Raw genomic sequence first — 25631 nt, forward strand, 5'->3', positions numbered from 1 at the left:
TTACACGTCCTCCTGTTTGTGCTTGTTCAGCTGCGCCGATGGCGAAGAGAATTGGTCTGGATCGGTTAAGGGAGTAACGTCGTCGTTCTCTGATGTAAAGGTGTTCTTTGGTGGCAGGATTAAGGTGCCTGCATAATGATTTGCACCGGGAGCGGTATCAGGACGGAATTTGATCATGGCATAAACGCCCATGGCTGCCAGCGCCAGTACAAAAATTTCACCCAGTGTATCCAGTGCTCGATAGTCCACCAAGATGACATTCACGATATTGCGTCCATAAGCCAAGGGTTGGCTATTTTCGATCATGTAGTCTGAAATGGGTGGGAAGAGTTGAATGTCAATCGTGACCATAATCAGCAATGTAATGAGTATCCCCGTTAAAATGGCGACGGCGGCATCACGCCCACGTTCGGCTGTGGTGGAAATATTGCCAAATCCGGGCAGTCTGAATAGCACCAACACCAATAGAATAACTGTTAAGGTTTCAACCAATATCTGTGTAATGGCGAGATCGGGTGCGCTGAAAAGTGTGAAGAACAGTGCAACAGCATAACCAACGACGCCCATTGCCGCTACGGCGCCCAAACGTGAGTGGGTAATGCACGCTGTGACGGCCGCCGTGACCAGCAGCAGAGCGACAATGATTTCATGCAAATACACGCTGACATCCCAGTTCCAATGTAGCTGATAGCGTTGGGTGAGGGTGTAACCCGTGAGTAGCACAAAGGTGAGAATGATGGTTCTAAGGTAACTGCGCATAGAGCCATTTTGTAAGAGGGAGGTTTGCCATTGCGCAATGTAGACAATGCCATCCATAAAGCGGAAATAGCCTGCTTCTGGGCCGCGTTGTATCAGCGGATTCAGTAAGCTGAGAATTGAACGTACCGACTCCCAACGCTTAAAGACCAAGATACCGAGTCCCAAGCTGATGAAGGAAATCAAAAGCGCCCAATTAAAACCATGCCATAAGGACAGATAGCCATCAATGGGTTGAGACCACACGCTAGCCGCCGCAGGTAGTACGAACCATTGACCCGCCAAACCGGGCATTAATCCCATGAGCAATGATAAAGACGTCAATACAACTGGCCCTGCCAAGAGTTCAAGTGGGGCTTCATGCGCTTTCTTAGGCGTGCTTTGCAAGGTTCCAAAGAAGGGTTTGATCGCAATAATCGCGGCAACGGCCACAACTAACACAGATGAGGCAATGACCAATAACAGTATCCACTTGCTAAGGCTTGATTGAACCAGCGCATCCAGCATAAGTTCCTTTGCAACAAAGCCAAATAAAGGCGGTAGGCCTGCCAGGGAAAAGGCCGCGACGAGAGTACAGATGGCGGTGATGGGCATCAGGTAGCGAAGTCCGCCGAGTTGGGTAACGTCACGTGTTCCTGTTTCGTGATCGACAATCCCAGCTAACATGAACAACGCACCCTTATACAGGGAGTGGCCCACTAAATAGGCGGCAAAGGCCATCATGGCCAGTTCGGTGCCTATGCCAAGAAGAAGGGTCAGGGTTCCCAGTGCCATGACCGTTGAATAGGCCAGCAGTTTCTTTAGATCGGTGCTGCGAATGGCTAAAAAAGCACCCGTAAACATCGTGAAGGCACCAAAACTTGTCAGTAGCGTCATCCACAATGCTGTGCCTCCAAGCTCCGGTTGAAGTCTCGCCATCAAATAAATACCCGCTTTCACCATCGTGGCTGAGTGAAGATACGCACTGACTGGCGTGGGGGCTGCCATGGCATTGGGCAACCAAAAATGGAAGGGAAATTGTGCGGACTTGGTGAACGCACCGAGCAAAAGGCAAATGAGCATGCCTGCATAAAGGGGGTGCTCTGTCAGCACTTGATTGCTGTTGAATATTTCTTGAAGCGAGTAACTGCCTGATACATAAGCCAGCATGACTAAGCCAGCCAGTAAGGCTAAGCCACCAGCAACGGTCACGATCAACCCTTGTAAGGCGGCTTTACGCACATCCGCTTGGTGGTGATTAAAACCGATTAGTAAATAGGAGGTGATGCTGGTCAGCTCCCAGAATACGAAGAGTGTAATCAAATTGTCGGAGAGCACGAGACCCAGCATAGAGCCCATAAACGACATTAAAATCACTAAGAATCGAGGTAAAGAAGGATGCCCTTTAAGGTAGTTGCCCGCATATATCAGTATGAATGTACCAATAAAGCAAATCAGCAACGCGAACATCAGCGACAGCCCATCCAGCATCATGGTGAAGGAAATGTCGAGCCCCGGAATCCAAGCATGTTCATGGATGATGGTGTTCCCAGATGCAATCTCGGGAATAAATTGTGCAAACCAAAGTGTTAACCCTGCCGGTAACAAGGCCAAGAGTTTGCTTGTGCGGTCCTTATGTTTGCCGTATAGCCAAGGCACACAGGCGGCAAGTATAAAGATGAGTAAGACGGCTAATTGCATAGTCTCTTCACTACCTTCTAGTTGATTTATAAGGGCATATCCTTCGCAACATTCAGAATAGGGACTCATTGTTTACGACAATAGTTCAATCATTTTAGTAATTTTTTCTAAAAGTTACAGGGTGGTGTTCATTTTAACAGTATGGTATGGGGGGGTAGTTTCGGTCATTCACTGAGTTGTGTTTAGGGCGTGTAATTTATTAATTTGTATTGCATTGCAAAATAAATAGCGTTTTGTGTTATTCTGTAAATGATCACAAAGAGTACTTTAATTTCATCGATTTGTCGTAATTAGATAGATATGAGTCTTTTTCTCGATAGTTCTGGTCATGGTCAGCTGTTAATTTGATGATGCAAATCAAAGTATTTTTTGTGTGTATGCTGTGGCTAGGTCAGAGTTGTGGCGATAGCTAACCATTTATTGAACTAAACACTTCAGGGAGTGTGTGCCCAGATGAGCGAACACAATAAAGTGAATGATCCCATGTCTCCAGATGGAGAGGTGAACCCAATCGATACCGACTACCAGATCGGTCAAGATAACATTGCTGTTAAAATTGGTCCTTTTGGTTTGGACATCCACAACCGCGTTTTCCTGATCTCAGGGATATCGGTCATTGCATTTGTCGTGCTAACGCTGGCATTTCAAAACCAAGTCGGCCCCATGTTTGGAAGTATGAGAGGCTGGTTAACATCAAATCTGGACTGGTTTTTTATCAGTGCCGGTAATATTTTCGTTCTCATTTGCCTTTACCTGATTTTTTCGCCCCTAGGGCGTGTACGCCTTGGCGGTACGGAAGCCAAGCCGGATTTTAGTTACATCGGTTGGTTTTCCATGCTATTTGCCGCGGGTATGGGGATTGGCTTAATGTTTTACGGTGTTTCGGAACCCTTATCGCATTTTGCCTCGTCCATGGGCGGTACATCAGGAGATGTTGGCGCTCGAACCGATTGGGCACCATTGGGTGCCGCAGCTGGGGATGCCTCTTCGGCAGAGCGCTTAGCCATGGCGGCCACTATTTATCACTGGGCCCTGCACCCCTGGGCCATTTATGCCGTGTTGGCACTGGGCTTGGCGTTATTTTCATTTAATAAGGGCTTGCCTCTGACAATTCGATCAGTTTTTTACCCGCTTTTAGGGGAGAGAATCTGGGGCTGGCCGGGTCATATTATTGATATTCTTGCGGTGTTTGCGACGCTTTTTGGATTGGCAACGTCCTTGGGGTTGGGTGCCTCACAAGCGGCGGCAGGCCTTAATTACCTATTTGGTATTCCAGATGGAACAACCACACAAGTGCTGTTGGTGTTCGGCATTACATTGATTGCGTTGGTGTCGGTAGTCGCGGGTTTAGAAGCCGGTGTGAAGCGTCTGTCTGAAATCAACATGACACTGGCTGTATTGTTAATGCTTTTTGTCATTGTTGTTGGGCCAACCTTGGCCATTATTACGGGCTTTTTCTCTAATTTAGCGGCGTATTTGCAGTATTTACCTGCCTTATCGAATCCAATAGGTCGAGAAGATACTAACTTTGCATCAGGGTGGACGGCCTTTTACTGGGCATGGTGGATTTCCTGGTCGCCATTTGTGGGGATGTTCATCGCGCGAGTTTCTAGAGGACGTACCGTGCGCGAATTTATGATCTCTGTTTTACTGATTCCGTCAGCGGCTTGCGTACTGTGGATGACAGTGTTTGGCAGTACGGCCATTCATCAATATTTGTCAGGTTATGCCGCGGCGGCCGAGGCAGCCTTACCCCTGCAGCTGTTTAGTATGTTGGATATTTTGCCTTTCGCGCAGATAACCTCGTTTATCGCTATTATTCTGGTTGTGGTGTTTTTTGTGACATCATCCGATTCGGGATCGCTCGTAATTGATACCATTGCGGCGGGAGGTAAGGTGAATGCGCCAACACCACAACGTGTGTTTTGGTGCACATTCGAGGGGTTAATCGCGGTGGCTCTGTTGCTAGGGGGCGGTCTAGTAGCCTTGCAGGCGATGGCGGTTTCAACGGGGTTTCCATTTACCTTAGTTTTATTGGCTTCGTGTATTGCCTTGTTTAAAGGTTTAGCCACTGAGCCTAAAGCGGTTTAAGTCTTAAAAAGAAGGGTTCGGGACATGAGTAGTATGCAATGAAAGCCGAGTTGATTGAGGTTCAGAATTTTTTAAAGCGTTATCCGCCGTTTAGTACCTTGCCTGATGACACCCTGCATTGGGTGGCCGACAATATTGAAGTGGGGTACTTTAAAGCAGGAACGCAGATTTTGGAGTTTGGTCAAGAGATTGACGCATTGCATGTAGTCAGAAGCGGGGCGGTGGAAGTCTTTCGCCGCAACGGTGATCTGTACAATCGAATGAGTGAGGGCGGTATTTTTGGCGAGTACGGTTTGCTGAGAAATCGGCAAATTCGTTTTCCAGCCAAAGCACTTGAAGACTCGTTAATCTACTTTATTCCCGAGCCTATCTTTGCTGAGTTGTTTGAGTCATTTGAATCCTTCGCAGACTTTGTTGAGATCGAAGACAGTGCGCGTTTGCGCAATGCGGTTTCAAGACATGAACAAGCGAATCAATTGATGGCCTCGGAGGTCAAAAATTTAATTACGCGACCACCTGTCTGCATTGAAGCGCAGGCCAGTGTTAAAGATGCCGCCATTTTAATGTCGGCCGAATCGATTTCATCCTTATTAATCATGCAGTCACCTGTGTCGGATACGGATTATGGGTTACCGAAGATGGTGGGTATTATTACTGATCGAGACCTGCGTACACGATTAGTCGCGAAGGGCTTGGATTACACAACCCCAGTTGCGGACATCATGTCGACGGATGTGATCACCATTGAGTCAAGCCAGTATGTGTTTGAAGCGATGATGACTATGTTGCGCTATAACCTGCATCATTTACCTGTTGTCTCTTATCACCGTCCTGTGGGCGTGATTGCGATCTCCGATATTATTCGCTATGAATCACGAAACAGCCTCTATTTGGTGGGCAGCATCTTCCGTCAGAACAGTGTTGAAGAGCTCAGCGCTTTATTGCCAGAGGTGAAAGCCTGCTTTATCCGAATGGTTAACGAAGATGCAAATTCGCGCATGATTGGCAGTGCGATGGCCGTTATAGGCCGTAGTTTTAAGCAACGTTTATTGGAATTGGGCGAAGCTAAATTAGGTCCCCCACCTGTTCCCTATTGTTTCTTAGCCTTGGGCTCAATGGCACGAGATGAGCAATTGATCATCACCGATCAAGACAATGCCATGATTCTGGACAATCGTTTTGACCCAGAAATACATGATGGTTATTTTAAAGCGTTGGCTGAGTTTGTCTGTGACGGTTTAGCGGCTTGTGGTTATACCCACTGTAAGGGCGATATTATGGCGACCAATTCACGTTGGCGTCAGCCGTTGGAGGTATGGGAAGGGTATTTCAAAGAGTGGATCGACAACCCAACGCCAGAGTCCTTATTGAACAGCTCGATTTTTTTCGACCTGGACGGTGTTTGGGGCGAGTTAAAGTGGGCTACGCAGTTGAACCAATTGATTGCACGACGTGCGAAGAAGAGCCCGTTATTTTTAGCCTGTATGGCACGAAACGCGTTGAATCGGACACCGCCTTTGGGTTTTTTCAAAGACTTTGTTATGGAGCAGGATGGCCGACAAAACAACACCATCAATATGAAGCGCAGAGGCACAGCTCCCTTGGCCGATTTAATTCGAGTGCATGCACTGGCCATTGGCTCACAGGCGCGTAACTCATTTGATCGGTTGCGCGATATTTTGGAGACAGACATTCTGCCGCGCGGGCGAGGACAAGATCTACGTGATGCATTAGAATTAATCGCCTTGGTGAGAATTCGTCATCAAGCCTTGGCTTTGGAAAAGGGTGAAGAACCCAACAACAATATAGCGCCTGAACATCTATCGGATTTTGAGCGAAAAAATTTAAAAGATGCCTTTCAGATTTTAAGCAATGCCCAGAAGTATTTGAAATTCTGTTATCAGTCTAACCGCTAGTCGAGTGCAGACATATGCTGTATTTAGGTAAGTCGAATACATCCTCCAGCCAACGTGAGGATACGGCCGTTGACTGGCCCCAGTTTTATGACGACTCGGCGCTATCGGCGAAAGATGTCCGTTTAAAAGCCTTTTATTCTGAGTCTTTGCCCCATGGAAAGACACCCTTAGAGCGTATCGATTTTGTGGCGCTCGACTTTGAAACAACTGGCTTTGACCCTAAACGAAACGGAATTTTGAGCATAGGGTTGGTGCCTTTTACATTGCGACGTATTCACTGTGCTAGCGCTAAGTATTGGGTGGTTCGCCCTAGGGCGCAACTGGATCATGCTTCGGTCGCAATTCACGGCATCACCCATTCCGATGTTCAATCAGCGCCTGATTTTATGCGCATTGTCGATCACCTCTTGGCTGCGTTGGCAGGGAAGGTAGTGGTCGTGCATCACCGTGGCATCGAGCGTCCTTTTTTAGATGCAGCGTTGCGTAAGCGAATTCACGAAGGAATCGCGTTTCCCGTGATCGACACTATGGAATTAGAGGCACGCCTTCACCGCGCCAAGCCTATGAATCTAATGGATAAGCTATTAAATAAAGAGCCCGCTTCTATTCGTTTGGTGGACAGCCGAGCGCGTTACAATCTCCCGTATTATCAGCAGCATCATGCCCTAACCGATGCCTTGGCCACAGCCGAGTTATTGTTGGCGCAAATAGCGCATCGATTCAGCCCAGATACGCCTATCGATGCACTTTGGCTTTAACGCAGGTGTTCAGTCTATTTCGTGCTGAGAATGCGCAAAGTTAACTCTTTATCTTGCAAACGAATCAATAAAGGCTTGGGTAGGCCCACTTTGATTTTGCCCTCGACAACTGGCGCTGTGTATTGGCAGTAACACTCGCCTTGCTTATCGAACAGAGCCCATTGTGCAACTGTCGCTGAGGCCGGGGAGACGGCAGATTCAAAAAAACCTGCTACGAGGTTACTGCCTAGATGTGGCTCATCCGCTTGGCGAGCGACAGGGAAGGGTTGTGAGCCGGGTGTGTGGAACAGTGAATCATGGTGCAGGTTTGAGCGCCTTGCGTAGGGCCAGATTTTATGGCGTAGAAACATCTGATCAGCAAAGTGCATTCGGCCTTGGTAGGTGTCTAAAAACTCAGTGATCATTGTTTTCATGTTGGGCAGTGCGCCACTTTTTACCCCCCACATACCCGCTAACATCAGCTCAGTGTGTGAACCCCAGTCTCGCATGATGTGAAAGGGTTTGTCTTCTTGAATCCAAGCCTTGACCGCTTCAGCCTCGTATTGGCTGATTAAGGAGTCAGCGTCCCGAAACACAATCCATTCTGCGTTGGGGTCATCTGCTGCCAGAAAACGCCAGAAGGTGCCATACCAATTCACTTCCGGTGCCTCAACGTCGATGACTTCAGCGCCAGCTGAAGCAAGGCGTTGTTTCACACCCTCAGGCACACTTGCGTCCACGTAAAAACGGCATTGCCAGTCGGGGAAGAATTGCGGTTGCGCCAAGGCATTTAAATAGGCTGTTTCGCAGTACTTGGGGGAGTCACCAAATAACGAGAAGGCAATGATCCGGCGTTGCCCAGAAGGGCCGACGGATATGTGCTGTTGATCTGTACCGAGTTCGGGGATCGATGCATCTCTTATTGCAATGGCTTTGGCTCCGTAGGGCGCAGCCCGCTCAAACTCATGTAAGGCTGACCAAGCGTGTGAGGCGGCGTCCAAGGCAGGGATATCATTTGGGTCGAGCGTTAAGCACTTGTCGGCATAGGCGATGGCGTCCTGCCAACGTGTCATATACACGCAACAAACCGCCGCATCCGATAGGGGTTTCGGATGCTTAGGCACCAGTTTATGCGCTGAGAGCGCCTGCCCTAGGGCTTTATTAAACTGGCCTTGGGCATAATAGCGTTTAAACTGCTCTTTAAAGTGCGTAAGCTTTTGATTGAGTCCTTTTGCTTTTGACGCCATGAACGCTTCCTACTTATTTTAAAAAGTGATTGAGCGTGATGCTTCCCGCTCAATCATCACTCTGCATGTTTTGAATGTAGCCATCACACTATTGTGTTAAATCCCTAAGAATATCGCAAATCCAAACACTCACAATCCACTCACCCGATAGACTCTCGCCTTAACCGCATTATTCAAAATATGGTTAGAGCGATCAATCAACGTGAATTGACGCTTAGCCCGCGTGATCCCTGTATAGATTAACTCTCGGGTGAGAATCGGATTGTCATAAGCGGGCAACATGAGTGCGGTATGCGTGAATTCGGACCCTTGCGACTTGTGGACCGTCATGGCAAAAACTGTTTCATGTGCTTGAAGTCGGCTTGGTAAGATCCATCGAATCTGTTGGCTACCGTCCCCGGATAAAAACGCAACTCGCAGGCCGAGACGAGCCTGCCCATCTTCTCGGTAGTGATAGGGCAAGGTCACGCCAATATCCCCATTCATGAGGTTTAAACTATAGTCATTTTGGGTAATCATAACTGGTCGACCCGCGTACCAGGTGCCTGTTTCTTTGATCAAGCCCTGTTTGAACAGCAATTGCTCAATATACGCGTTCATTGCGTCGACGCCCTGTTCGCCTTTGCGAAGCGCACATAAGAGTTGGAACTGGCTGTGCTCTTCCAAAATACCCAATGCCCAATGGTCTCGTGCGCTTGCTGTCATGGGCTCGGTCATGGGGGTTGCATGCAAAGCATTGAGATACGCACCATAGCCAGTGCATAACAATTGGTTCAACGCGGGGGTGTCGGTTGAGTTTAGCAGGATGCGTTGGATGTCAGGGAATTGATCAAATAAAGAATGGATCGGTGAACTCGTATTCGGTTGCTCTGCTTGATTGACACGACGGGCCAACTGACCGATTCCCGAGGTGTCACCAAAGCGATAACTGTGCCTTAACATGGTGATCGCTTGGTCTTTTCTAGTGCCGTTGGCGTCTAAGAATGCATCGGGCAAGGTTTGTTGAGTGACGTTGGCTAGCCAAGCTTGAGTGTCGGGTGTGTAGTGTCCAGCCTCCGCCCGATGGCATAGGTTCCCCAGAACAGCACCTGCCTCCACCGAAGCCAACTGGTCTTTATCCCCCAGTAAAATTAAGCGTGCCTCTGCGGGAAGGGCGTCTAACAGTTGTGCCATGAGTTCAACATCAATCATTGAGGCCTCATCCACGACCACCAAGTCGACGCGCAGGGGGTTGCCACGATGATGCCGAAAAAAGCGACTGTTACGTAAAGGCCCAAGCAATCGATGCAGTGTTGTAACCTCCGTTGGAATGTCTTGACGAATTTGGGCTTCGTTCGTAAAGCTGGATAAGTCCAGTCCTTTCACTTGGCTAGCAATCGAGGCGTTTAGCCGTGCTGCGGCTTTGCCCGTCGGTGCGGCCAAACGAATGCTCAGTGGTCGCCCTTGTTGCGTTAAGGATACCTGTTGCAACAAGGCCAACAACTTAACAACCGTTGTTGTTTTACCTGTTCCAGGGCCGCCTGTAATGATAGAGAAACCTTGGCGTGCAGCGAGGGCGCAGGCAATTTTCTGCCAGTCAGGGTTAACATCTGCCTGAGGGAATAATCGGTTCAAACTGTCACTGAGCAGCGATATTGGCAGATCATACTGTGTCGATAAACGTGACTCTATCGCTTGCTTGATGGACTGCTCGTGCTGCCAAAAGCGTCGTAAATAGAGTAGCGGGCGCGCTTGTGTTCCGCCCAATACCAAGGGTGAGTTGCCCGATCCTTCGCTGACAAGTCTGGGATGTTGAAGGGCCGAAAACCATTGATCTAATGAAATATGGGCAAACAGTGTTTGGGGTAGATACTGCGGTGTGCTTTGCGCGTTTTCAGGGGGAAGCAGCAAGGCACTCTCTGGAGCATCAAGCGCATGTTTAAGATCAAAGCACACATGTCCTCGGCCATTTTGATGACTGGTTAACGCAATGGCGAGTATCAACAAAGGCGAGGCATCCTCCGTCATTTCCTGAAAAAAACGTGCCACTTCAACATCCAGCCAGCGCAGCCACCCGGCCTCAGCCCAGCTTTCCAGCAGTTGAATGAGGAAGGTTGAGTCCTGCAATGCATCAATTGATTTCATGGCAAGGTCCTTGTGTTTGTCGGTTGGGCCGCGTCTCTACAAGCGCGTTTTGAAAAAAGTGCAATCAACAACATGATGGATTCCCAAAAGCTCCCTTAAACAGACCGAAATAATGCATCGAGCGCTTCAATAAACGCCAGCGGCGGTCGGTCGGCTATCAATCCGCGTGTTTCAGGATGTTGGTTGCCCCGCAGGAAAAAATACAAAGCCCCGCCAACATCGCGTGTGTATTGGTACTCAGGGATTCGCTTACGTAAATGCCGGTGGAGTGCCAGTAAGTATAAGGCGTATTGTACGTCATAGCGTTTTTCAAGCAGCGCCTTTTCTAACGCCGGTAAGGCATAATCCGCATCTTGGTCACCCAGATAATTCGATTTCCAGTCGGCAATATAATAGTGGCCCTCAAATTCAAACACCAAATCGATAAACCCTTTGAGCATGCCATTGAGTTCAATCGGTTGAAGTCTGGGTCGTGCTTGACCTGGCATCAAATAGGTTTGGCAAAGAGTGTCCAAGGCATGGGTGTCGACTCTGTGCGCGGCAAACATAAACTCCATCTCAGCTTGATAGCGTTGCAGTTGATGCAGCGCGAGAACCGATGTGTTGGGTAGTTGAAATTGTGTGCTTAAGAAACTGTGCAACCAATGATCCAAAATATCGACCCAGTCCGTCCAGCCACGAATTTGGCAGCGTTTTTCCAGCATCCCACGACGTGCATCGGTGGCTTGAAAAGCGGATTCAAAGCCCTGCTCGGCTGCCCATTCCAACAGTCCGTGTAAAAAGGTACCGGCATTGGGGCCACGTATAAATCGGTGCAACTCATGGAATTCGGCGCTCGGTAAGTGGCGCGTCGCTTGATCCATTTCTGGCACCTGTTCTTCGGATTGTGTTTCCTCAAGCGCGGAGTCGGGCGCTGCATCCAGCCAAGCCTTGTCAGTATCCTGCTGCCTATCTCCCGTTTTTAAGGCAGAGTAACTGGCAATCCACCAGTATTCCTTCGGGCTTCTCAGGGACGTTTCAGCGGCGCGGAACTGAAATGTCTGTGCCGATGTGTACTGTGAAGACTCGATAGCGGGCGCATTAAGCACACGAATGTTTTGATCGCTATTCTGTAATGCATTCAGTGATTGCGTAAGATTTCCAGGGGTTAGCGTTTCTTGATCGACTAAAAGATAGCCCAATGCACTTTTATGCATCTTAGACTGCTTAGCGGTTCCTGATTTTAACGCGGCAATACCCAACCATAATGCATGACGCGCACGTGTTAAGGCCACGTACAACAAACGCATGTCTTCAGCATGCCGTTCGGCGTCGGCCTGCTCCCAAGCCTCGGGAAAATGCTTGGAGCCTGCAATTTCAAGAGAGCGAGAGTCATCGGAGGATAGGCTGACCGAAGTTTGTAAATGATTCACCTCTTTCCAACTGCTGATAAAGGGAAGAAGTACCAGCGGGTATTCCAGTCCTTTGGACTTGTGAATGGTAATGACTCGAATTAAGTCAGCATCGCTCTCAAGACGCAAAATTTGCTCTTCACTTGGATCGTCAATTTGCTCAGCAAAGTGACGAATCAATCCCTGTTCACCTTCAAACTGCGCGCTGGCCTGTTGCAGCCACTCGGCGAGATGCAGCACGTTGGTGAGGATGCGTTCTCCTTCGTTTTGGTACAGCACGCGTTTGGCCAACTCATAGCGCTGCATGAACTCACGCAGCATAGGTAAAACGCCCTGACGACTCCATAAGCTATGAAAGTATCGGAAGTGTTCGGTTTCTTGCTCCCAGAGCAACTCATCACGATACAATGCCTCTAGGCGCGCAAGGTTAACGTTGAGTGTGGGTGTTGCAAGCGCTGCACGTATTTTGCGATCGTTGCGAGGATCGGCACAGGCCTGCAACCACATGAGCAGATCGCGTGCTTCTGACGATTGAAATACGGACTCTCTATCCGATAAGTAAACACTGCTTAAACCTCGGTTTCTCAGTTCTGTACGAATTAAATCCGCCTCGGTTCGGCTGCGCACGAGAATGGCGATGTCATTGGGTTTAAGGGGCGTCCAAGCGTCTTGAGTGAAGAAGCCAGAGGTTTCCGGCGTGCTGAGCCAGCGCACGATCTGGCTGGCACAGCCTTTTGCCATGTGTTCCCGAAATGCACCAATAGAGATAAGTGCATCAGGGGATTCGCCATCTGACTCTTCATCTGAGTTGCTATCTGAATTGCTTTCTGTGCCAGTAGAAGGAAGGCCTTTGAGATACCATATATTCATGGCAGGCGTGACTTCACCTTCAAGTTGCAACTGCTCAGGCCGTCCCTGGGCTTCAACTTTAAGGAAGGGCACGGGATTGTCATCCGACTCCTTAAAATGAAATGCTCCTTTACTCAGCCGCTCGCCTTGAGCAAATAACGTGTTCACCGCCGACACCACGTTTTGTGTGGATCGATAGTTTTTGCGTAAGTGGTAATGACGTGAATGCGTGGCGTACCGAGCTTTTAAATAGGTGTGTATGTCGGCTCCGCGGAAGGAGTAAATCGCCTGTTTTGGATCGCCAATCATAATAATCGCCGTGCTGGGCGAGTTCGCTTCGATGTCGTAAATACGATCAAAAATTCGGTACTGCAAGGGATCTGTATCTTGGAACTCATCAATCATCGCGACTGGGTATTGCGTCTTGATGGTCTGTCGCAATGCATCGCCTTGCTGGCCTTGAAGCGCTGTGTCCAGTTGCACGAGTAAATCATCAAAGCCTAACTCCGCTCGCTCTAATAAGAGTTGCTTCAACTCTGAGCGCACCCAGTAGGTTGCGTGAGCAAGCATGTGGGCTTTTAACGCGAGGGCTGAGTCATCACCGCTTTCGAGCGCTTGCCAGGTTTTAATGGCAGCAAAGGCAGGGTGCATGGGTTGTGCGGGTGCCTTTTTACCACCCGTGAGTGGGATCTCACCTTCTTGTAAATAGTGTAAGCCTTTGGGAGCTGGTTGGCCTGCTGCCCAAGCATCGGCATTCGACAAAAAAAGCAGGAGGTCTTCTTCGCTCTTAATACCGAACTTAGCCTTGTGTAAATTGGGCTGCAAGTCCCTTAAAAGAGCCGCAAGATCATCACGAGACTCGGCCCAACGCAAGCGTGCTTGATTCTCGGCTGTCTTTTTTTGAATGTTCTGTTGTGCAATGCTCGTCAAGTGTTGCCGAATCTGATGTTCAAACGCAATGGCTTGACCTTGAAAACTGATTGGAGTGTCATGCTTTGGGATTAAAAAGCGGATATCCTTGTAAAGATGCTCAGGGCTTTTCAATAAGTCTTTGACTATTTCGGCTTCGTGAGGGTCCATGCCGTAGAAATGGATGCGCCAATAATCGTTTACCAACTCATGAATCAGATGTTTTTGGTCTGAAATTAAGGTCTGATTAAAGAGGCTGCCACTGTCAAAGGCGTGCTCTTTCAGCATGCGATAGCACCAGCCGTGAATGGTCGAAATGGCCGCTTGGTCCATGGATTCAGCTGCGATCAATAAACGACGTTGGCAGAGAAGCCATGCCTCTTTAGGAATGCTGCTGCGCAATTGTATCAGGGGGTCACTGCTCACCAGGTCTGCGGCATCATCCGTGCGCCCGAAGCATTCTGCTGCTTCGACCAGGCGCTGGCGGATACGCTCTTTCAGCTCTTGAGTGGCCGCATCGGTAAAGGTCACAACCAGGATTTGCTCAGGGGTTAGTGCTTGTGAAAAAGCGGCTTCACCTCCCTGTTGTAGGATTAAGCGTGTATACAACAATGCGAGGGTAAAGGTTTTCCCAGTACCCGCACTCGCTTCAATTAATTGGCTCCCGTATAAGGGGAATGATCCTATCTCTAACTCTTGACTGCTCATGGCACGACCTTGGTGACTAGGCGCTTTCTCGCTCAATCAGCCTAAACCCCAAATCCATCACGGGTGTGGGCGTTGGCTGTCCTTTTAAGCGGTTCAGCATCATTTCTGCGGCGGTTTTGCCAATAGAATACAGGGGAATGGCTATGGATGTCAGTGATGGATTGATACAGGCGGATTGTTCTAGGTCATTAAATCCGGCAATGGCAATCTGTTGTGGAATTCTCAGGTGTCGTCGTTGACACTCATAAATAGCGCCATAAGCCAAATCGTCGTTACAGCAAAAGATGGCATCTGTATCTGGAAATTGCGCTAAGAGTTCCGAAAAAAGCGCTCCCCCTAAGTGCACAGAAGAGGGGCGGGGATCGGCGATGACTCGATCCGGTTGAGTCGGCGCATGCTCGCGAACACAGGAAAGAAATCCTTGGACACGATTGCGCGTTCGTTGGTCAAGCTGAGAGGCGATGACACCAATGCGCTGATAGCCTTTTCGAATAAAGTACTCAGCCATTTCTCGACCTGCGGCAAGATGCGAAATGCCTACGCACATATCAATGGGTTCGCGTGTGCCAGTTTCCATCATTTGCACAACTGGGATGCCGCTTTGCTCTAACCGTTGACGAGTATCATCGCTCATATCCAGGCCAGTGGTGATAAACCCATCAGGCATGTGCGTCAAAAACTTCTCAATTAAATTGCTTTCTTGTTTGAGTGAGTAGTAGGTGTTGCCAATAATCATCTCGTAATTAAGCGGCGTACACACATCATAAATGCCTTTAATCACATTGCTGAACACGGCATTTGAGACCGACGGAATAATGACCGCCAGTGTCTTGCTCGCATTGCTGGCTAAGGATCTGGCAGCTCGATTGGGTACATAGCCGGTTTCTAACACAGCCTGCTGAATACGCTCTTTTAGCGCCTCGGATACTTTATCGGGGTTGTTGAGTGCGCGCGAAACAGTGATCGCACTGACCCCAACTCTACGGGCGACATCGTCTAGCGTAATGCGACCCTTGCCTCGGTGGCCCGATTTTCCCGCAGACTTCATTGTGTAAACTCTCTTTCAATGCGTTTAGAACAGTATTTATATTTCAGTTACTTAGCAAATTCAATCCAGAGGCTTTATTTGGGTTCAATTTTCGCAGCTGACAAGTGCTCCAAAACCTGCGCCAAGAGCTGATCAGGGTGTTCTTGGATGGATAATGTCAGTGCGGCCTCATCAGCACTCGGGACTTCTAAGTCCTTTAGCTGACTTTGCAATAAACTGGAGCGCATATAATGACCTTGCCTTGCTGAAAGTCGAGCAGTGAGCAGGTCTGCTGATCCGTCTAAATAGACAAAAAACAACTCTCCCCCTTGTTCACGCAGTACGTCGCGGTAGCGTCGCTTTAAGCTTGAACAGGCCAGAACAACCGCTCCAGAATGCGCGTGTTGGCGAATTTCAGTGCCGAGGCTTACGAGCCAAGGATGTCTATCGGCATCGGTCAGTGGAATGCCTGAGCTCATTTTGGCAATATTTTCGGGGGTGTGGAAGGCATCACCCTCTAAAAACGTGCCATTCAGTTGCTCGGCAAGACGCTTAGCGAGGGTGCTTTTGCCGCAACCGCACACACCCATCACAACAATTTTGTATGGTTTCATCTATTACGTGTTCCGAAAAAAGACCCTGAAATGGAATTCAGGGCCAAACATGGTGTGAAAAAACAGAGAACAGAGCTACGGATTTGAGCGGAGTTCACTCAGCGCGGCTTGAAGCTCATCCCAGAGGTCTTGCCCAACGCCTTGTGCAATGGTTTGATTGACGTCCACCAGTCTTGAACGCATGCGCTCAACTTCTTCTAGACTAAGTTCATTGACCTTCATGCCTTTTTCTTGCAGTTCCGCAAGTGCCATTGCAGCCTCTTTGCGTGTATCTTCACGCTCAAAATCGCGAGCGGTTTTTGCGGCTTCAAGAAGAATGTCGCGTTCAGTTGCCGAGAGTCGATCCCAAAAACGCTTGCTGACCAGAACAATCCATGGGCTGTAAACATGGTTGGTTACGGTCAAATACTCTTGAACCTCGTAGAATTTGCTCGACAAAATCGTGTTGAAGGGGTTTTCTTGACCATCAACTGTTTTGGTTTCAAGCGCTGTAAACAGCTCAGAAAAAGCCATGGGCACGGCATTGGCCCCTAGATTTCTAAAACTATCCAAAAACACGTTGTTTTGCATCACGCGTAAACGTATGCCGTCTAGATCTTCCAACGATTCGACAGGGCGACGGCTGTTGGTGAGGTTACGAAAGCCATTTTCCCAATAGACTAAACCGATCAGTCCTTTTTCTTCGAGCTTATCCATCACTTTTTGGCCAACGGGGCCATCCAGAATCACATCGGCTTCTTCAGCGCTGTTGAATAAGAAAGGAGTGTCCCAAATGGCCATTTCTGACGCAATGCCGACAAGTGTTGCGGTGGAGCCGACCATCATCTCTTGAGCACCGCCTAAGAGGGCTTGTTGCATCTGAATGTCAGACCCCAGTGTTGCGCCACCAAAAGCACGAATCCGTAATTTTCCATCCGAAAGGCGTGACACTTCATCGGCAAACACTTTGGTGGCACGGCCTTGGTTTGAGTTTTCATTCAAACCATACCCAAAGCGAATCTGCCGTGTTTGGACATCGGCAACAGCATGGGAGACGATGGAGGCCCCAATCAGGCATGAGAGTAATAACGTTTTTATTTTCATTGGTCTATCCTCATTTACGATTATGTAAGGCTGGTTTAAAGCCTAGAGCAAAAACATCATGACAGCCATTTAAGAGGCCAGGTCACAATTTGTGGAAACAGAATCAACACGCCGAGTAAAAGGATGTACGCGGTAATAAAGGGCAACACACCTTTGACCACCGATTCCATCGGCATTTTTCCGACCCCCGACACTACGTTGAGAACCGTGCCAACTGGAGGCGTAATCAGCCCGATACAACCCGCCATGATGAACATTAAACCGAAGTAAACAGGGTCCACGCCCGCTGCGGCAGCCATCGGTGCCAAGACCGGTGCCAGAATCAAAATGGAGGGCGTTAAGTCCATCACCATGCCGATAATCAATAGGAAGAGAACGGCGGCCAACATGAACAGCATCGGCTTATCCAATATAGGTGCGAAGAGCTCGATTAACTGGTTGGGTAGATCAGCGAGGGTGATCATATAAGAAGACGCCATCGCAGCTCCTGCTAAAAACATCACAACCGATGTAGTTTTAGACGCTCTCACTAGCACTTGATAGAGTGCAGCTAAATTGAGCTCACGGTACACCAAGGTCGTGATGATTAAGGCGTAGACCGCCGCCACCACAGCGGCTTCGGTGGGCGTGAAGATCCCCCCACGCAAGCCACCAATAATGATGATGGGTAATAGCAAGGCCCAAATGCTGCGTCTTAGCACCTGTAAACGTGTGCCCCAAGACTCTTTTTCGGCAACAGGTAAATCCTTACCTTTTGCGACCCAACCCCAAGCGATTGCAATCGCAACGGCCATGAGAATGCCCGGTACAATACCCGCAATAAACAGCTGGCTGATGGACGTGTTGGTGGTAACGCCATAGATAATAAATGGCATAGAGGGTGGAATAATTGGACCGATAATACCGCCAGAAGCGATGAGTCCAGCACTGCTGCCATGTGGATAGCCTTGGCGTTTCATCATCGGCAGCAATAAGGTTGCTAAAGCCGCGGTATCGGCAATTGCAGAGCCACTCATCGAGGCTAGAAGAACGGATGCGCCGATGGCAACGTACCCTAAACCACCACGGACATGCCCAAAGAAGGCGCGCGCCAAGTCAACGATTCGTTGAGACAAGCCGCCGGCTGTCATCAACTCTCCTGCTAGCACGAAAAAGGGGACAGCCAATAAAGGGAAATTATCAAAGCCGGCTTGGACATTTTGTGCCAATAACTGGGCATTAAAAAAGTCCAAGTGATACATTAACGCAACCGCGGTTAACATCAAGGCATAGGCGATTGGGACACCTATGCTCATGGCGCTGAACAGGACCACTAAAAAAATTGCAATTGCCATTCGATGATACCTTATTCAGAAGGGTGGGATGTTGGAGAAGTGGGTGCAATCCCACGTAGATCCTTCCAACATTCAACAATCAGTAATATCAGCATGCAGGCTGCCATGAGCAGAATCGCAGCGGCTGTTAAGCCCAGCGGATAGCCCAGCACGGGGCTGCGACTGTAGATGCCAACTTGAATTTGTTCCCAAGCACCTAGGATCAAGAGGACTAGAATCCATGCAATCAAGCCACGGCCTATCCAGCGACAGATATATTGAAGTTTACGGGGTAAGCGGTTGATCAGTAGATCAAACACCAAATGCTCACGATCGACTGTGGCTAATATTGAACCGACGCAGACCAACCAAACAAAAAGTAAGCGTGCGATTTCTTCATAGCCGGAAATGCCCGTGTTGAACAGGTATCGAAGCACTACGTTTAAGAAGACAGCACAGACCATACCGAACATGCTGAGGGCTAACATCCCTTCCGCTGCATGGCGAAGGAGAGAAGCGCGGGGCTTCTCAGGCGTGATTTTAGTCATTGAACACAACTCATTTATTTTTATTGATAGCGCTAACATTTAGAGGTTTAAGATTAGCGTTGGACTATGTTGGTAAAGTTATCGCTTTAGTTTGGCGTCGTCAATAGGTTTTCTATAAAAATGTTAGCGCTAACATTTGTTGGGTCATGTTGTTGGTTGTCCTCTCGGAGGAAAAATCCCTTATGCTGTATGTTTATAAAATACAGTAAGGATCGTGTTTATGTTCAAGCCCGTGATACAGGAAGAAGTCTCAGGATGTGGAATTGCGTCGGCTGCCAATATTCTGGGAAAGACGTATCAAGAGATGAAAGCCATAGCAAACGCAATGGATATTTATGCTGAGGATGAATTGCTCTGGTCTGATACCCGATATGTGAGACGGCTGCTCGGCCATGCAGGCGTTGAGACTTCGGTAGATGAAACACCCTTTGAGTCTTGGAGCGCTCTGCCTGATTTAGCGTTGTTAGCCATCAAACACCATCAAGAAAACGGCAAAGACTTTTGGCACTGGGTTGTATTTAAGCGCTTAGAAGGGAAGGCGTTTGTTTTAGACTCAGCCAGTTATCTGCCTTCTAATATTCGAACAGACTTTGATGAAATGCAGCCTAGATGGTTTATTGAGGTTAAGGGTGTTTGATTTAGTGGGTAAATTTGAAGCTCGACTGCATCCTTAAATGCTATTGTGCCTAACGTTGACCACGACTGAGGTATTCCATCGTTGAAGCGTGAGCTATTGGAAAAGTATCAAGTGATTGTCTATTTGATAGCCATTGTGTGTGGTCTGGCACTTGGCGCTTTTTTGCCAACCCAAGTGGGTGTTTTGGAGCTGTTGCTTTGGCCTGTTCTAGGGGTATTACTGTACACAACCTTTACTCAAGTTCCACTGGCTCATATTCGCCAGGCATTTGCTGATCCTCGATTTATTGTTGCCGCTGTGATGGGTAACTTCATTCTATTCCTGAAGAGATTATCCGATGGTCGCCTTTGAGCTTTCTTTCGGGCTCTGGCAAGGAAAATCATGGTCCGTGTTACTTGAAGCTTACACATTTAAGGGCGGGAATATTTGGCCTATCGTTCTCGCAGCAACGCTCTTTGCGCCTTACATTGGGGCCAAGCTAAGGTGAAAAGCGGCTCAATAATGAGTCGTTTTACCTCGATTAGCCATACATTGGAGATGATATGACATTCGAAGATTTGCGATCTGAAGTCCATGAAACATACATGAAATACTACGTTGCAGGATTTAAAGAAAACGACGTTTCACTGATCGATAAAATGGTCCAGTATCCTATCGCATACATTAAAAATGGTTCAGTTACCCTGTGTGATTCGTACCCCATAGATCCGAAAAGTCTCAAGGAAGAAAAAGGATGGGATCACTCTATTGATTGGAGATTTGAGGTAACAGCTGCCAATAATCTTGAAGCACATGCAGTAGCTTCGGCTGTCAGATGCAGAGCAGATGGCTCAAAAATTGAGAGCGTGCATGGGTTCTATGCTTTTACAAAGACAGACGATGGCTGGAAAATGTATGCTGTTGCAGATGCAACCTTTTAACTATAACCCGTCGAAGCACTTCGTCACCATTGGCGGCTGGTGACGTCCAGTATTGGCCGCTCATGTGCTTAGGCGTTAGCGAGGAAATTGAATTTGAGCAATGTGATTACCACGTATCTAGAAATGAATTCACCAAGCGAGTTCATTGAAAAACCTGACTCAAAGGAATTGACGATAGTGGAGGTTGAGATTAAAGATTTTAGATTTAATCGCTACCTCTATGGTCTGGTCGGTGAGCTATGGCATTGGACCGACAAACTCGCTTTAAGTGATGCTGAGTGGGAAGAGTACGCAGAGTCAGACAATCTACGTACTTGGGTTGCCTATTACAGAGGCTCCATAGTAGGGTATTTTGAACTCAATTCCGATTCAGAATTTAATGTTGAAATTGCCTATTTTGGTTTGGCCCCCAAGTTTATCGGAAAAGGTTACGGTGGCTATCTACTTTCAAGGGCAATTAAGTCTGCATGGCAAGATTGTGGTGCAAAAAGAGTGTGGGTTCATACATGTACCCTAGATCATCCCAATGCGTTAAGGAATTATCAGGCTTGCGGTTTAAAGGTTTATCTTGTCGAATAATGTAGCAAATAGAATGAAGGCTATAAGTTTGGGATAGTCCTCAACCTTGCCGAGGTGGTAAGTGAAAGTAGTGAGAAGCAAAGAGTTTAAAGCTGATCATACTTGGTGTGCACCTAGAGGTGCTGTAAGAGTGCTAGTTGTTGAAACTGATGGTAGTGTCTGAATATTGCAAGGAATCACAGCCAAGGTGGGCCAATGGAATCAAGATTGATAAGCCTTTTTGCATCTTTATTTTTCTCTGTCCCCACAGCGGCTTTCATTTGGCTTGGTGTCAACAAAGGGTTGGCATATTGGGGCGGATTTCTCAGCAGTACTTACTTGTTCGCCTGTATTATCATCTTTGCCATAATGGCATTACTGTTTCCGCAACTATTTCCATCTATTCTTGGAGGGCTTTGGCGCGGTATTCTTAAGGTTGGACATTGGTGGGGCGGGTAGATTTGTTAACTAAGTTTGTTATTAAAGAGTACGAAGAAAACGGATATCTCGTTTTTAGAGGTTTTTTTAGCGAGAGCGAGCTTCATAAGCTCCGGGAAGTGATCGCCCAATTTCATCAGTCGTGGATGTTAGAAAATGCGCAGTTCTACGCTGATAAAGCGATAAACTCAGCATATTTGACAGCTAAAAAACATCTGAAAAATACTGAAAGACAATCGTTATTTACGTTTATCGGATCTGCTAAGCTCATGGAGGTTGTGACTTCTGTTATTGGTGCTCGTCCGGCATTTATGAATACCCAGTTGTTCTTCGACCCCGTGAATGAGGGACAGAAAAACTACTGGCACAGAGATCCACAGTACCATATGACCATAGATGAGCAGAAACAGGCACTGTTGGGTCCAAATGTTGTTCACTTTCGCATTCCTCTGGTTGATGAGCCTGGTATGGAACTAATACCAGGGAGCCATCGGCGCTGGGATAGTGACGATGAACTGGATGTGCGTTTGGAGAGAAATGGACGTAAGAATTATGAAGATCTGGCGACAGGTGCACGCGTTACGCTAAATGCTGGAGACCTGCTGGTGTTTAGTGCGAACATGATTCATCGAGGAGTGTATGGTATGAATCGTCAGTCTCTCGACATACTGTTTTGCGATCCAGCTCCAGAGATAATGCGCTTTGTCGATGAAAGTTGTTTACCAGATTCAGACATGCTGGAGAGGCTCGAAAATGCCGATGCTTTTAAAAAATCGATTGAGATGAAAGCGATAAGGTAGTGCTGCAGCGACTTCGATTAGAATAATGCTGTATGAAGCGGACAGTCGTCCATTCAGGATTGATGTCCCTGCATATCTAGGTGATTACAGCTCCCCACGGGATAAAGCCTAAATAGGAGAGAGGCTGACATGGCCACGATTGGAGTCAAAGGTTCACAAGAATTGGCGCGTTTACGTTGTTTAGCTTTGGTTGCTCAAGGGTTGATGCACGCTCAGCCCTTTGGACGTGATTGTCGGGAGCACGGAAAGCGATTAACCATCTCGGTTATGTGCAAGTCGATACTATTTAGATCAGCAATTGCGCTGTCATGGCGTTTTTTCGCTCAAGGGCGTGACCTATCAACGCCGCAATGCTGAGCTACGAAGAGCCGTCAAAACCTTGGTGAACGATAAACTGGCACAGGGTAGTTTAGAGCAGATCAAACTGACCAGAGGCGAAGTTTTTATCGTGAAAGCGGGGGCGCTCGAACACCCGCTGCCTCGGCTGAATAATCGTATGGTTATCTTGTCTCCATTTGACAACAGTGTTATTCAACGAGAAAGACTCAAAGTCCTTTTTGATTATGATTATCAAATAGAGTGTTATGTGCCCGCAGCCAGGCGTCAATACGGCTATTTTTGCTTACCACTGCTTTACAGAGATGCATTTGTTGGGCGCATGGATTGCAAGGCGCATAGGAAGGACAGGAGGCTCAAAATTAAGTCACTGTATTTTGAGCAACAGGGCTTAGATGAGGATCAGATAGTGAAAGCATTTATCGATGCTATCAAAGGGTTTTGTCTGTTTCAGGAGTGTGATTCGGTCTTTTTGCAAGCGGTGTATCCAATACGTTTGGGCCAAGGTTTATGCAGTGCGTTAACACTTTCAATTGGTGACACGCCATAAAAAATAGTATATAAACACCCCTCAATTAATAACTGCAGTAGTAGGCCAAGCATTTTAGATTGTTGACGATTTAAGGTTTTAAGCAGGTAAGCTTATTTATAAGGATGTATAAATGACCAATATTATTTTATGTAATCAATCTTTACGTGGTGATATTTTAAGCAACACTTGTGGGATTGAAAGCAACCTTCTCTACGCTAGACAGGGCACTCAGCCTGAAACTCTTGCACGTTTTACTCCCTATGCGGCTTGTGAAGATTTTACCCCACAAGATCAGCATATCCTCTCATGTCTGTCCGCGCCGAATGTATCAAGAGAGTTAACAAACCTTAGTTTGTCCTATGGTGAAAAGAACATACTGGCGATTGCCGATGTTTCGAATAGGCTAAATGAATACAATATTGGTTTGATTGGTGCTTCAACAAATGTTTACGTGAGTCGAATGGGTGAGTTTGGTCAAGCCGTCAAAGAGTATCAGGACGCCCTGTTAACGTATCGTGATACTATGCGCTCAGGTGCAACCCCTCTGTCCAAAATGACTGCAAAACATCGTGCCGAACGTAGCTTTGATCGGATGCAGGTTAGCTACCGCCATGAGCTCAGTAAGGTCAATTCACGTTCCCGAGCAAGCCGGCGAAGTACGCCGTTAACGAGTTCAACACGTGGAACGAATATTGCGCGAAGCAGCCGCAATGTCGCAAGTCTTAATTTGAACTCACGAATTGAGGCGGATAACTTAGTTCGATTTACTCAGTATGCCAAGTTTCTTGGAAATGGACTGACTGTCATCGACTTTACCAGTAGGGTTGGTCATATACACAACAGTTACGAAGCAGGTGGTGAGTGGGAGCGTGATCTTTTTATTGAGTCGAGTAGTTTTGCTGCAAGTGCAGTCGTTGGGACTGGTATTGCAAAAGCAGGTCTCGCAGGTCTTGCGTTTCTTATGGTTGCGACTCCCGTTGGTTGGGTTGGATTAATTGTTGGCGGGGCTGCAGTGGCTGGTACCGCAGCTGGTGCTTCACTGGGCATGAATTATTTGGTTAAAAACAATGCTGGGCGTTTTTATGATTCTATTTTGAATACGTTAAGGATCAGATGATGCTTGAAGAAATTGTTTTCGGAGTTGCATTTTCGATTATGTTTGTCGGATTGATTCTATTTGTAATCTTCGGTCAAGTTACAGTACGTAAGCTCAGAAAAAACCCTGATACAAAGCGTGCACTTGGAATGGAGTTATATAGCGGCTATGACATTTTTAATGTGGCGGGTGTGTTTTCAACTCCAAAATGGATAAGAACTCGCTTAGAGGCCTCACCTCTGAGCAGTTTATATGCAAACCATGACTTACTGTTTAAACACACAACCCGCTTTGATCGTGTGTTTGCTCGTATGGTGTGGATTTGTACCATGGGTCCCGCGTTTATATTATTGATTTTAGTCGTACTAAGCGCTCTCGGTATTACCGAATAACCTCTGCTTGGGTGTTCTGTAATAGGCTAGAAGCCATATTCTGTATAGCTCCTTGCATAAATGCTTGAACAGATGCAGTCGGTAGAGTTATCACTGGAGCCATACGATGGCTCCTTAATTCAAAGGAATTTTTTCGATGGCTTTTGAACATGTTTATTTAGTAACGAGTCGCTTGAATACTGTGACGCCTGAACAAGTCGCGAGTGCCGAGGATACGCTCGGCTTCAAGTTTCCCGATGGTTACTCTGATTTCGTTACACGATTGGGCGAGGGAAGCTATTCGAATTTCGTTCGCGTTTATTTGCCTTCTCGGATTGTTGAGGAGCATCGTGAATTCCAAGATCGTTGGAAGCAGTATTTCTTTTGGGACAAGGGACATGAGGTTCTTACTAAGGAACAGATTGTCGAGTCATTCATTGTCGCCGATACAGTGCAGGGTGATGAATTGATTTTCCATCCGGCACAACCCAATTGCTTGTTTGTTTTGCCGCGTTATCATGACACTGTCTTTGTGGCGGGAAAGGGTTTTCCTGCTGCTGTGGACTGGCTTTGTAAATCGGGTCAATTAACTGATCCCATCACATTCGATAGCTTTGAATCATGGCAACAACGCCGAAGTCTTAAGTTTGTAGGTCCCGGGCAGTTCGAAACGGTAGCAAAAGCGCTAGAAGACCTTGGTATTCATGATCACATACAAACCGACGAAGAATACCCATTGCTTGAGATCTTTGTTTCTGATTTTCAAGGCAAGGTTGTTCTTACAGCGTATGATTCGCATGCGACAGCTTGGCTGACGCTTGATGCTGATGCGAACACCAAAACGATGCAAAGAGCGATTGCTTGCCTTGAAAGCTTGGGATTGGTTTGTCAGTAAGGATACAAATGAATAATGATAAACAACACCTGGTTACGTATTTATGCAGGGTGTA

The 25631-nt window shown here is 47.6% G+C and carries 22 protein-coding genes; 13 read left to right on the plus strand and 9 right to left on the minus strand.

Going from position 1 to position 25631, the window contains the following annotated elements:
- Window positions 1–2436 carry a putative monovalent cation/H+ antiporter subunit A gene (locus tag F5971_RS01190; RefSeq protein WP_193493558.1) on the minus strand — a complete coding sequence of 812 codons (2436 nt, stop codon included), beginning with the start codon at window positions 2434–2436 and terminating at the stop codon, window positions 1–3.
- Between the two features lie 453 nt (window positions 2437–2889).
- On the opposite strand from F5971_RS01190, the gene F5971_RS01195 reads away from it, so the two are divergent.
- From F5971_RS01195 to F5971_RS01205, 3 genes are read left to right on the plus strand one after another with little or no spacing between them, the layout of a single operon-like run.
- Complete coding sequence (locus F5971_RS01195; RefSeq protein WP_193493559.1) at window positions 2890–4527, plus strand: BCCT family transporter; 1638 nt, start codon at window positions 2890–2892, stop codon at window positions 4525–4527.
- Between the two features lie 38 nt (window positions 4528–4565).
- Window positions 4566–6443 carry a DUF294 nucleotidyltransferase-like domain-containing protein gene (locus F5971_RS01200; RefSeq protein WP_193493560.1) on the plus strand — a complete coding sequence of 626 codons (1878 nt, stop codon included), beginning with the start codon at window positions 4566–4568 and terminating at the stop codon, window positions 6441–6443.
- Window positions 6444–6457: 14 nt separating this feature from the next.
- Window positions 6458–7201 (plus strand): 3'-5' exonuclease, encoded by a 744-nt coding sequence (locus F5971_RS01205; RefSeq protein WP_193493561.1) that lies wholly within the window; start codon window positions 6458–6460, stop codon window positions 7199–7201.
- A 14-nt stretch (window positions 7202–7215) separates the two neighbouring features.
- Here the strand turns inward: F5971_RS01205 and F5971_RS01210 are convergent, their stop codons facing one another.
- The 8 genes from F5971_RS01210 to F5971_RS01245 all read right to left on the minus strand — a co-directional run bounded on the left by F5971_RS01210 (window position 7216) and on the right by F5971_RS01245 (window position 18993).
- A complete protein-coding gene (locus F5971_RS01210; RefSeq protein WP_193493562.1) occupies window positions 7216–8427 on the minus strand; it encodes a tetratricopeptide repeat protein in 1212 nt (403 codons plus the stop codon).
- A 129-nt stretch (window positions 8428–8556) separates the two neighbouring features.
- Complete coding sequence (gene recD, locus F5971_RS01215; RefSeq protein WP_193493563.1) at window positions 8557–10551, minus strand: exodeoxyribonuclease V subunit alpha; 1995 nt, start codon at window positions 10549–10551, stop codon at window positions 8557–8559.
- 95 nt (window positions 10552–10646) lie between these two features.
- Window positions 10647–14408, minus strand: a complete 3762-nt coding sequence (recB, locus tag F5971_RS01220; RefSeq protein ID WP_193493564.1) for an exodeoxyribonuclease V subunit beta — start codon at window positions 14406–14408, stop codon at window positions 10647–10649.
- A gap of 16 nt (window positions 14409–14424) precedes the next feature.
- Window positions 14425–15456, minus strand: coding sequence for an HTH-type transcriptional regulator GntR (gene gntR / locus F5971_RS01225; protein WP_036506622.1), 1032 nt, complete (start codon window positions 15454–15456; stop codon window positions 14425–14427).
- Between the two features lie 74 nt (window positions 15457–15530).
- A complete protein-coding gene (locus F5971_RS01230) occupies window positions 15531–16049 on the minus strand; it encodes a gluconokinase (RefSeq protein WP_223116227.1) in 519 nt (172 codons plus the stop codon).
- Between the two features lie 75 nt (window positions 16050–16124).
- On the minus strand, window positions 16125–17132 hold the full coding sequence (locus F5971_RS01235; protein ID WP_193493565.1) for a TRAP transporter substrate-binding protein: 1008 nt from the start codon (window positions 17130–17132) through the stop codon (window positions 16125–16127).
- A 56-nt stretch (window positions 17133–17188) separates the two neighbouring features.
- Window positions 17189–18466: a TRAP transporter large permease gene (locus tag F5971_RS01240; RefSeq protein WP_036506626.1), complete on the minus strand. Its 1278-nt coding sequence runs from the start codon at window positions 18464–18466 to the stop codon at window positions 17189–17191.
- Window positions 18467–18477: 11 nt separating this feature from the next.
- Window positions 18478–18993, minus strand: coding sequence for a TRAP transporter small permease (locus F5971_RS01245; RefSeq protein WP_193493567.1), 516 nt, complete (start codon window positions 18991–18993; stop codon window positions 18478–18480).
- Between the two features lie 220 nt (window positions 18994–19213).
- On the opposite strand from F5971_RS01245, the gene F5971_RS01250 reads away from it, so the two are divergent.
- The 10 genes from F5971_RS01250 to F5971_RS01295 all read left to right on the plus strand — a co-directional run bounded on the left by F5971_RS01250 (window position 19214) and on the right by F5971_RS01295 (window position 25576).
- Entirely contained in the window at window positions 19214–19630 is a 417-nt protein-coding gene (locus F5971_RS01250) for a hypothetical protein (protein ID WP_193493569.1), read from the plus strand.
- A gap of 81 nt (window positions 19631–19711) precedes the next feature.
- On the plus strand, window positions 19712–19981 hold the full coding sequence (locus F5971_RS01255) for a hypothetical protein (RefSeq protein WP_193493572.1): 270 nt from the start codon (window positions 19712–19714) through the stop codon (window positions 19979–19981).
- 191 nt (window positions 19982–20172) lie between these two features.
- On the plus strand, window positions 20173–20550 hold the full coding sequence (locus F5971_RS01260; RefSeq protein ID WP_193493574.1) for a hypothetical protein: 378 nt from the start codon (window positions 20173–20175) through the stop codon (window positions 20548–20550).
- Between the two features lie 123 nt (window positions 20551–20673).
- Window positions 20674–21129 (plus strand): GNAT family N-acetyltransferase, encoded by a 456-nt coding sequence (locus tag F5971_RS01265; RefSeq protein WP_193494031.1) that lies wholly within the window; start codon window positions 20674–20676, stop codon window positions 21127–21129.
- Window positions 21130–21569: 440 nt separating this feature from the next.
- On the plus strand, window positions 21570–22346 hold the full coding sequence (locus tag F5971_RS01270) for a phytanoyl-CoA dioxygenase family protein (RefSeq protein WP_193493576.1): 777 nt from the start codon (window positions 21570–21572) through the stop codon (window positions 22344–22346).
- Window positions 22347–22475: 129 nt separating this feature from the next.
- A complete protein-coding gene (locus F5971_RS01275) occupies window positions 22476–22703 on the plus strand; it encodes a hypothetical protein (protein WP_193493578.1) in 228 nt (75 codons plus the stop codon).
- Window positions 22678–23232: a DNA glycosylase AlkZ-like family protein gene (locus tag F5971_RS01280; protein WP_246187737.1), complete on the plus strand. Its 555-nt coding sequence runs from the start codon at window positions 22678–22680 to the stop codon at window positions 23230–23232. The genes F5971_RS01275 and F5971_RS01280 overlap by 26 nt, the downstream gene beginning before the upstream one ends.
- A 112-nt stretch (window positions 23233–23344) precedes the next feature.
- Window positions 23345–24331: a hypothetical protein gene (locus F5971_RS01285; protein ID WP_193493581.1), complete on the plus strand. Its 987-nt coding sequence runs from the start codon at window positions 23345–23347 to the stop codon at window positions 24329–24331.
- Entirely contained in the window at window positions 24331–24702 is a 372-nt protein-coding gene (locus F5971_RS01290; protein WP_237748467.1) for a hypothetical protein, read from the plus strand. The genes F5971_RS01285 and F5971_RS01290 overlap by 1 nt, the downstream gene beginning before the upstream one ends.
- Before the next feature lie 136 nt (window positions 24703–24838).
- Entirely contained in the window at window positions 24839–25576 is a 738-nt protein-coding gene (locus F5971_RS01295) for an SMI1/KNR4 family protein (protein ID WP_193493583.1), read from the plus strand.
- The last annotated feature ends 55 nt before the right edge of the window (window positions 25577–25631 follow it).

Origin of the sequence: Nitrincola alkalisediminis, from assembly GCF_009821115.1 — a bacterium.
Taxonomy (GTDB): domain Bacteria; phylum Pseudomonadota; class Gammaproteobacteria; order Pseudomonadales; family Balneatricaceae; genus Nitrincola; species Nitrincola alkalisediminis.

Coding starts and splice junctions, on each gene's coding strand:
- F5971_RS01190 (WP_193493558.1), bottom strand. CDS start 2,436: ATGCAATTAGCCGTCTTACTCATCTTTATACTTGCCGCCTGTGTGCCT.
- F5971_RS01195 (WP_193493559.1), top strand. CDS start 2,890: ATGAGCGAACACAATAAAGTGAATGATCCCATGTCTCCAGATGGAGAG.
- F5971_RS01200 (WP_193493560.1), top strand. CDS start 4,566: ATGAAAGCCGAGTTGATTGAGGTTCAGAATTTTTTAAAGCGTTATCCG.
- F5971_RS01205 (WP_193493561.1), top strand. CDS start 6,458: ATGCTGTATTTAGGTAAGTCGAATACATCCTCCAGCCAACGTGAGGAT.
- F5971_RS01210 (WP_193493562.1), bottom strand. CDS start 8,427: ATGGCGTCAAAAGCAAAAGGACTCAATCAAAAGCTTACGCACTTTAAA.
- recD (WP_193493563.1), bottom strand. CDS start 10,551: ATGAAATCAATTGATGCATTGCAGGACTCAACCTTCCTCATTCAACTG.
- recB (WP_193493564.1), bottom strand. CDS start 14,408: ATGAGCAGTCAAGAGTTAGAGATAGGATCATTCCCCTTATACGGGAGC.
- gntR (WP_036506622.1), bottom strand. CDS start 15,456: ATGAAGTCTGCGGGAAAATCGGGCCACCGAGGCAAGGGTCGCATTACG.
- F5971_RS01230 (WP_223116227.1), bottom strand. CDS start 16,049: ATGAAACCATACAAAATTGTTGTGATGGGTGTGTGCGGTTGCGGCAAA.
- F5971_RS01235 (WP_193493565.1), bottom strand. CDS start 17,132: ATGAAAATAAAAACGTTATTACTCTCATGCCTGATTGGGGCCTCCATC.
- F5971_RS01240 (WP_036506626.1), bottom strand. CDS start 18,466: ATGGCAATTGCAATTTTTTTAGTGGTCCTGTTCAGCGCCATGAGCATA.
- F5971_RS01245 (WP_193493567.1), bottom strand. CDS start 18,993: ATGACTAAAATCACGCCTGAGAAGCCCCGCGCTTCTCTCCTTCGCCAT.
- F5971_RS01250 (WP_193493569.1), top strand. CDS start 19,214: ATGTTCAAGCCCGTGATACAGGAAGAAGTCTCAGGATGTGGAATTGCG.
- F5971_RS01260 (WP_193493574.1), top strand. CDS start 20,173: ATGACATTCGAAGATTTGCGATCTGAAGTCCATGAAACATACATGAAA.
- F5971_RS01265 (WP_193494031.1), top strand. CDS start 20,674: ATGAATTCACCAAGCGAGTTCATTGAAAAACCTGACTCAAAGGAATTG.
- F5971_RS01275 (WP_193493578.1), top strand. CDS start 22,476: ATGGCCACGATTGGAGTCAAAGGTTCACAAGAATTGGCGCGTTTACGT.
- F5971_RS01285 (WP_193493581.1), top strand. CDS start 23,345: ATGACCAATATTATTTTATGTAATCAATCTTTACGTGGTGATATTTTA.
- F5971_RS01290 (WP_237748467.1), top strand. CDS start 24,331: ATGCTTGAAGAAATTGTTTTCGGAGTTGCATTTTCGATTATGTTTGTC.
- F5971_RS01295 (WP_193493583.1), top strand. CDS start 24,839: ATGGCTTTTGAACATGTTTATTTAGTAACGAGTCGCTTGAATACTGTG.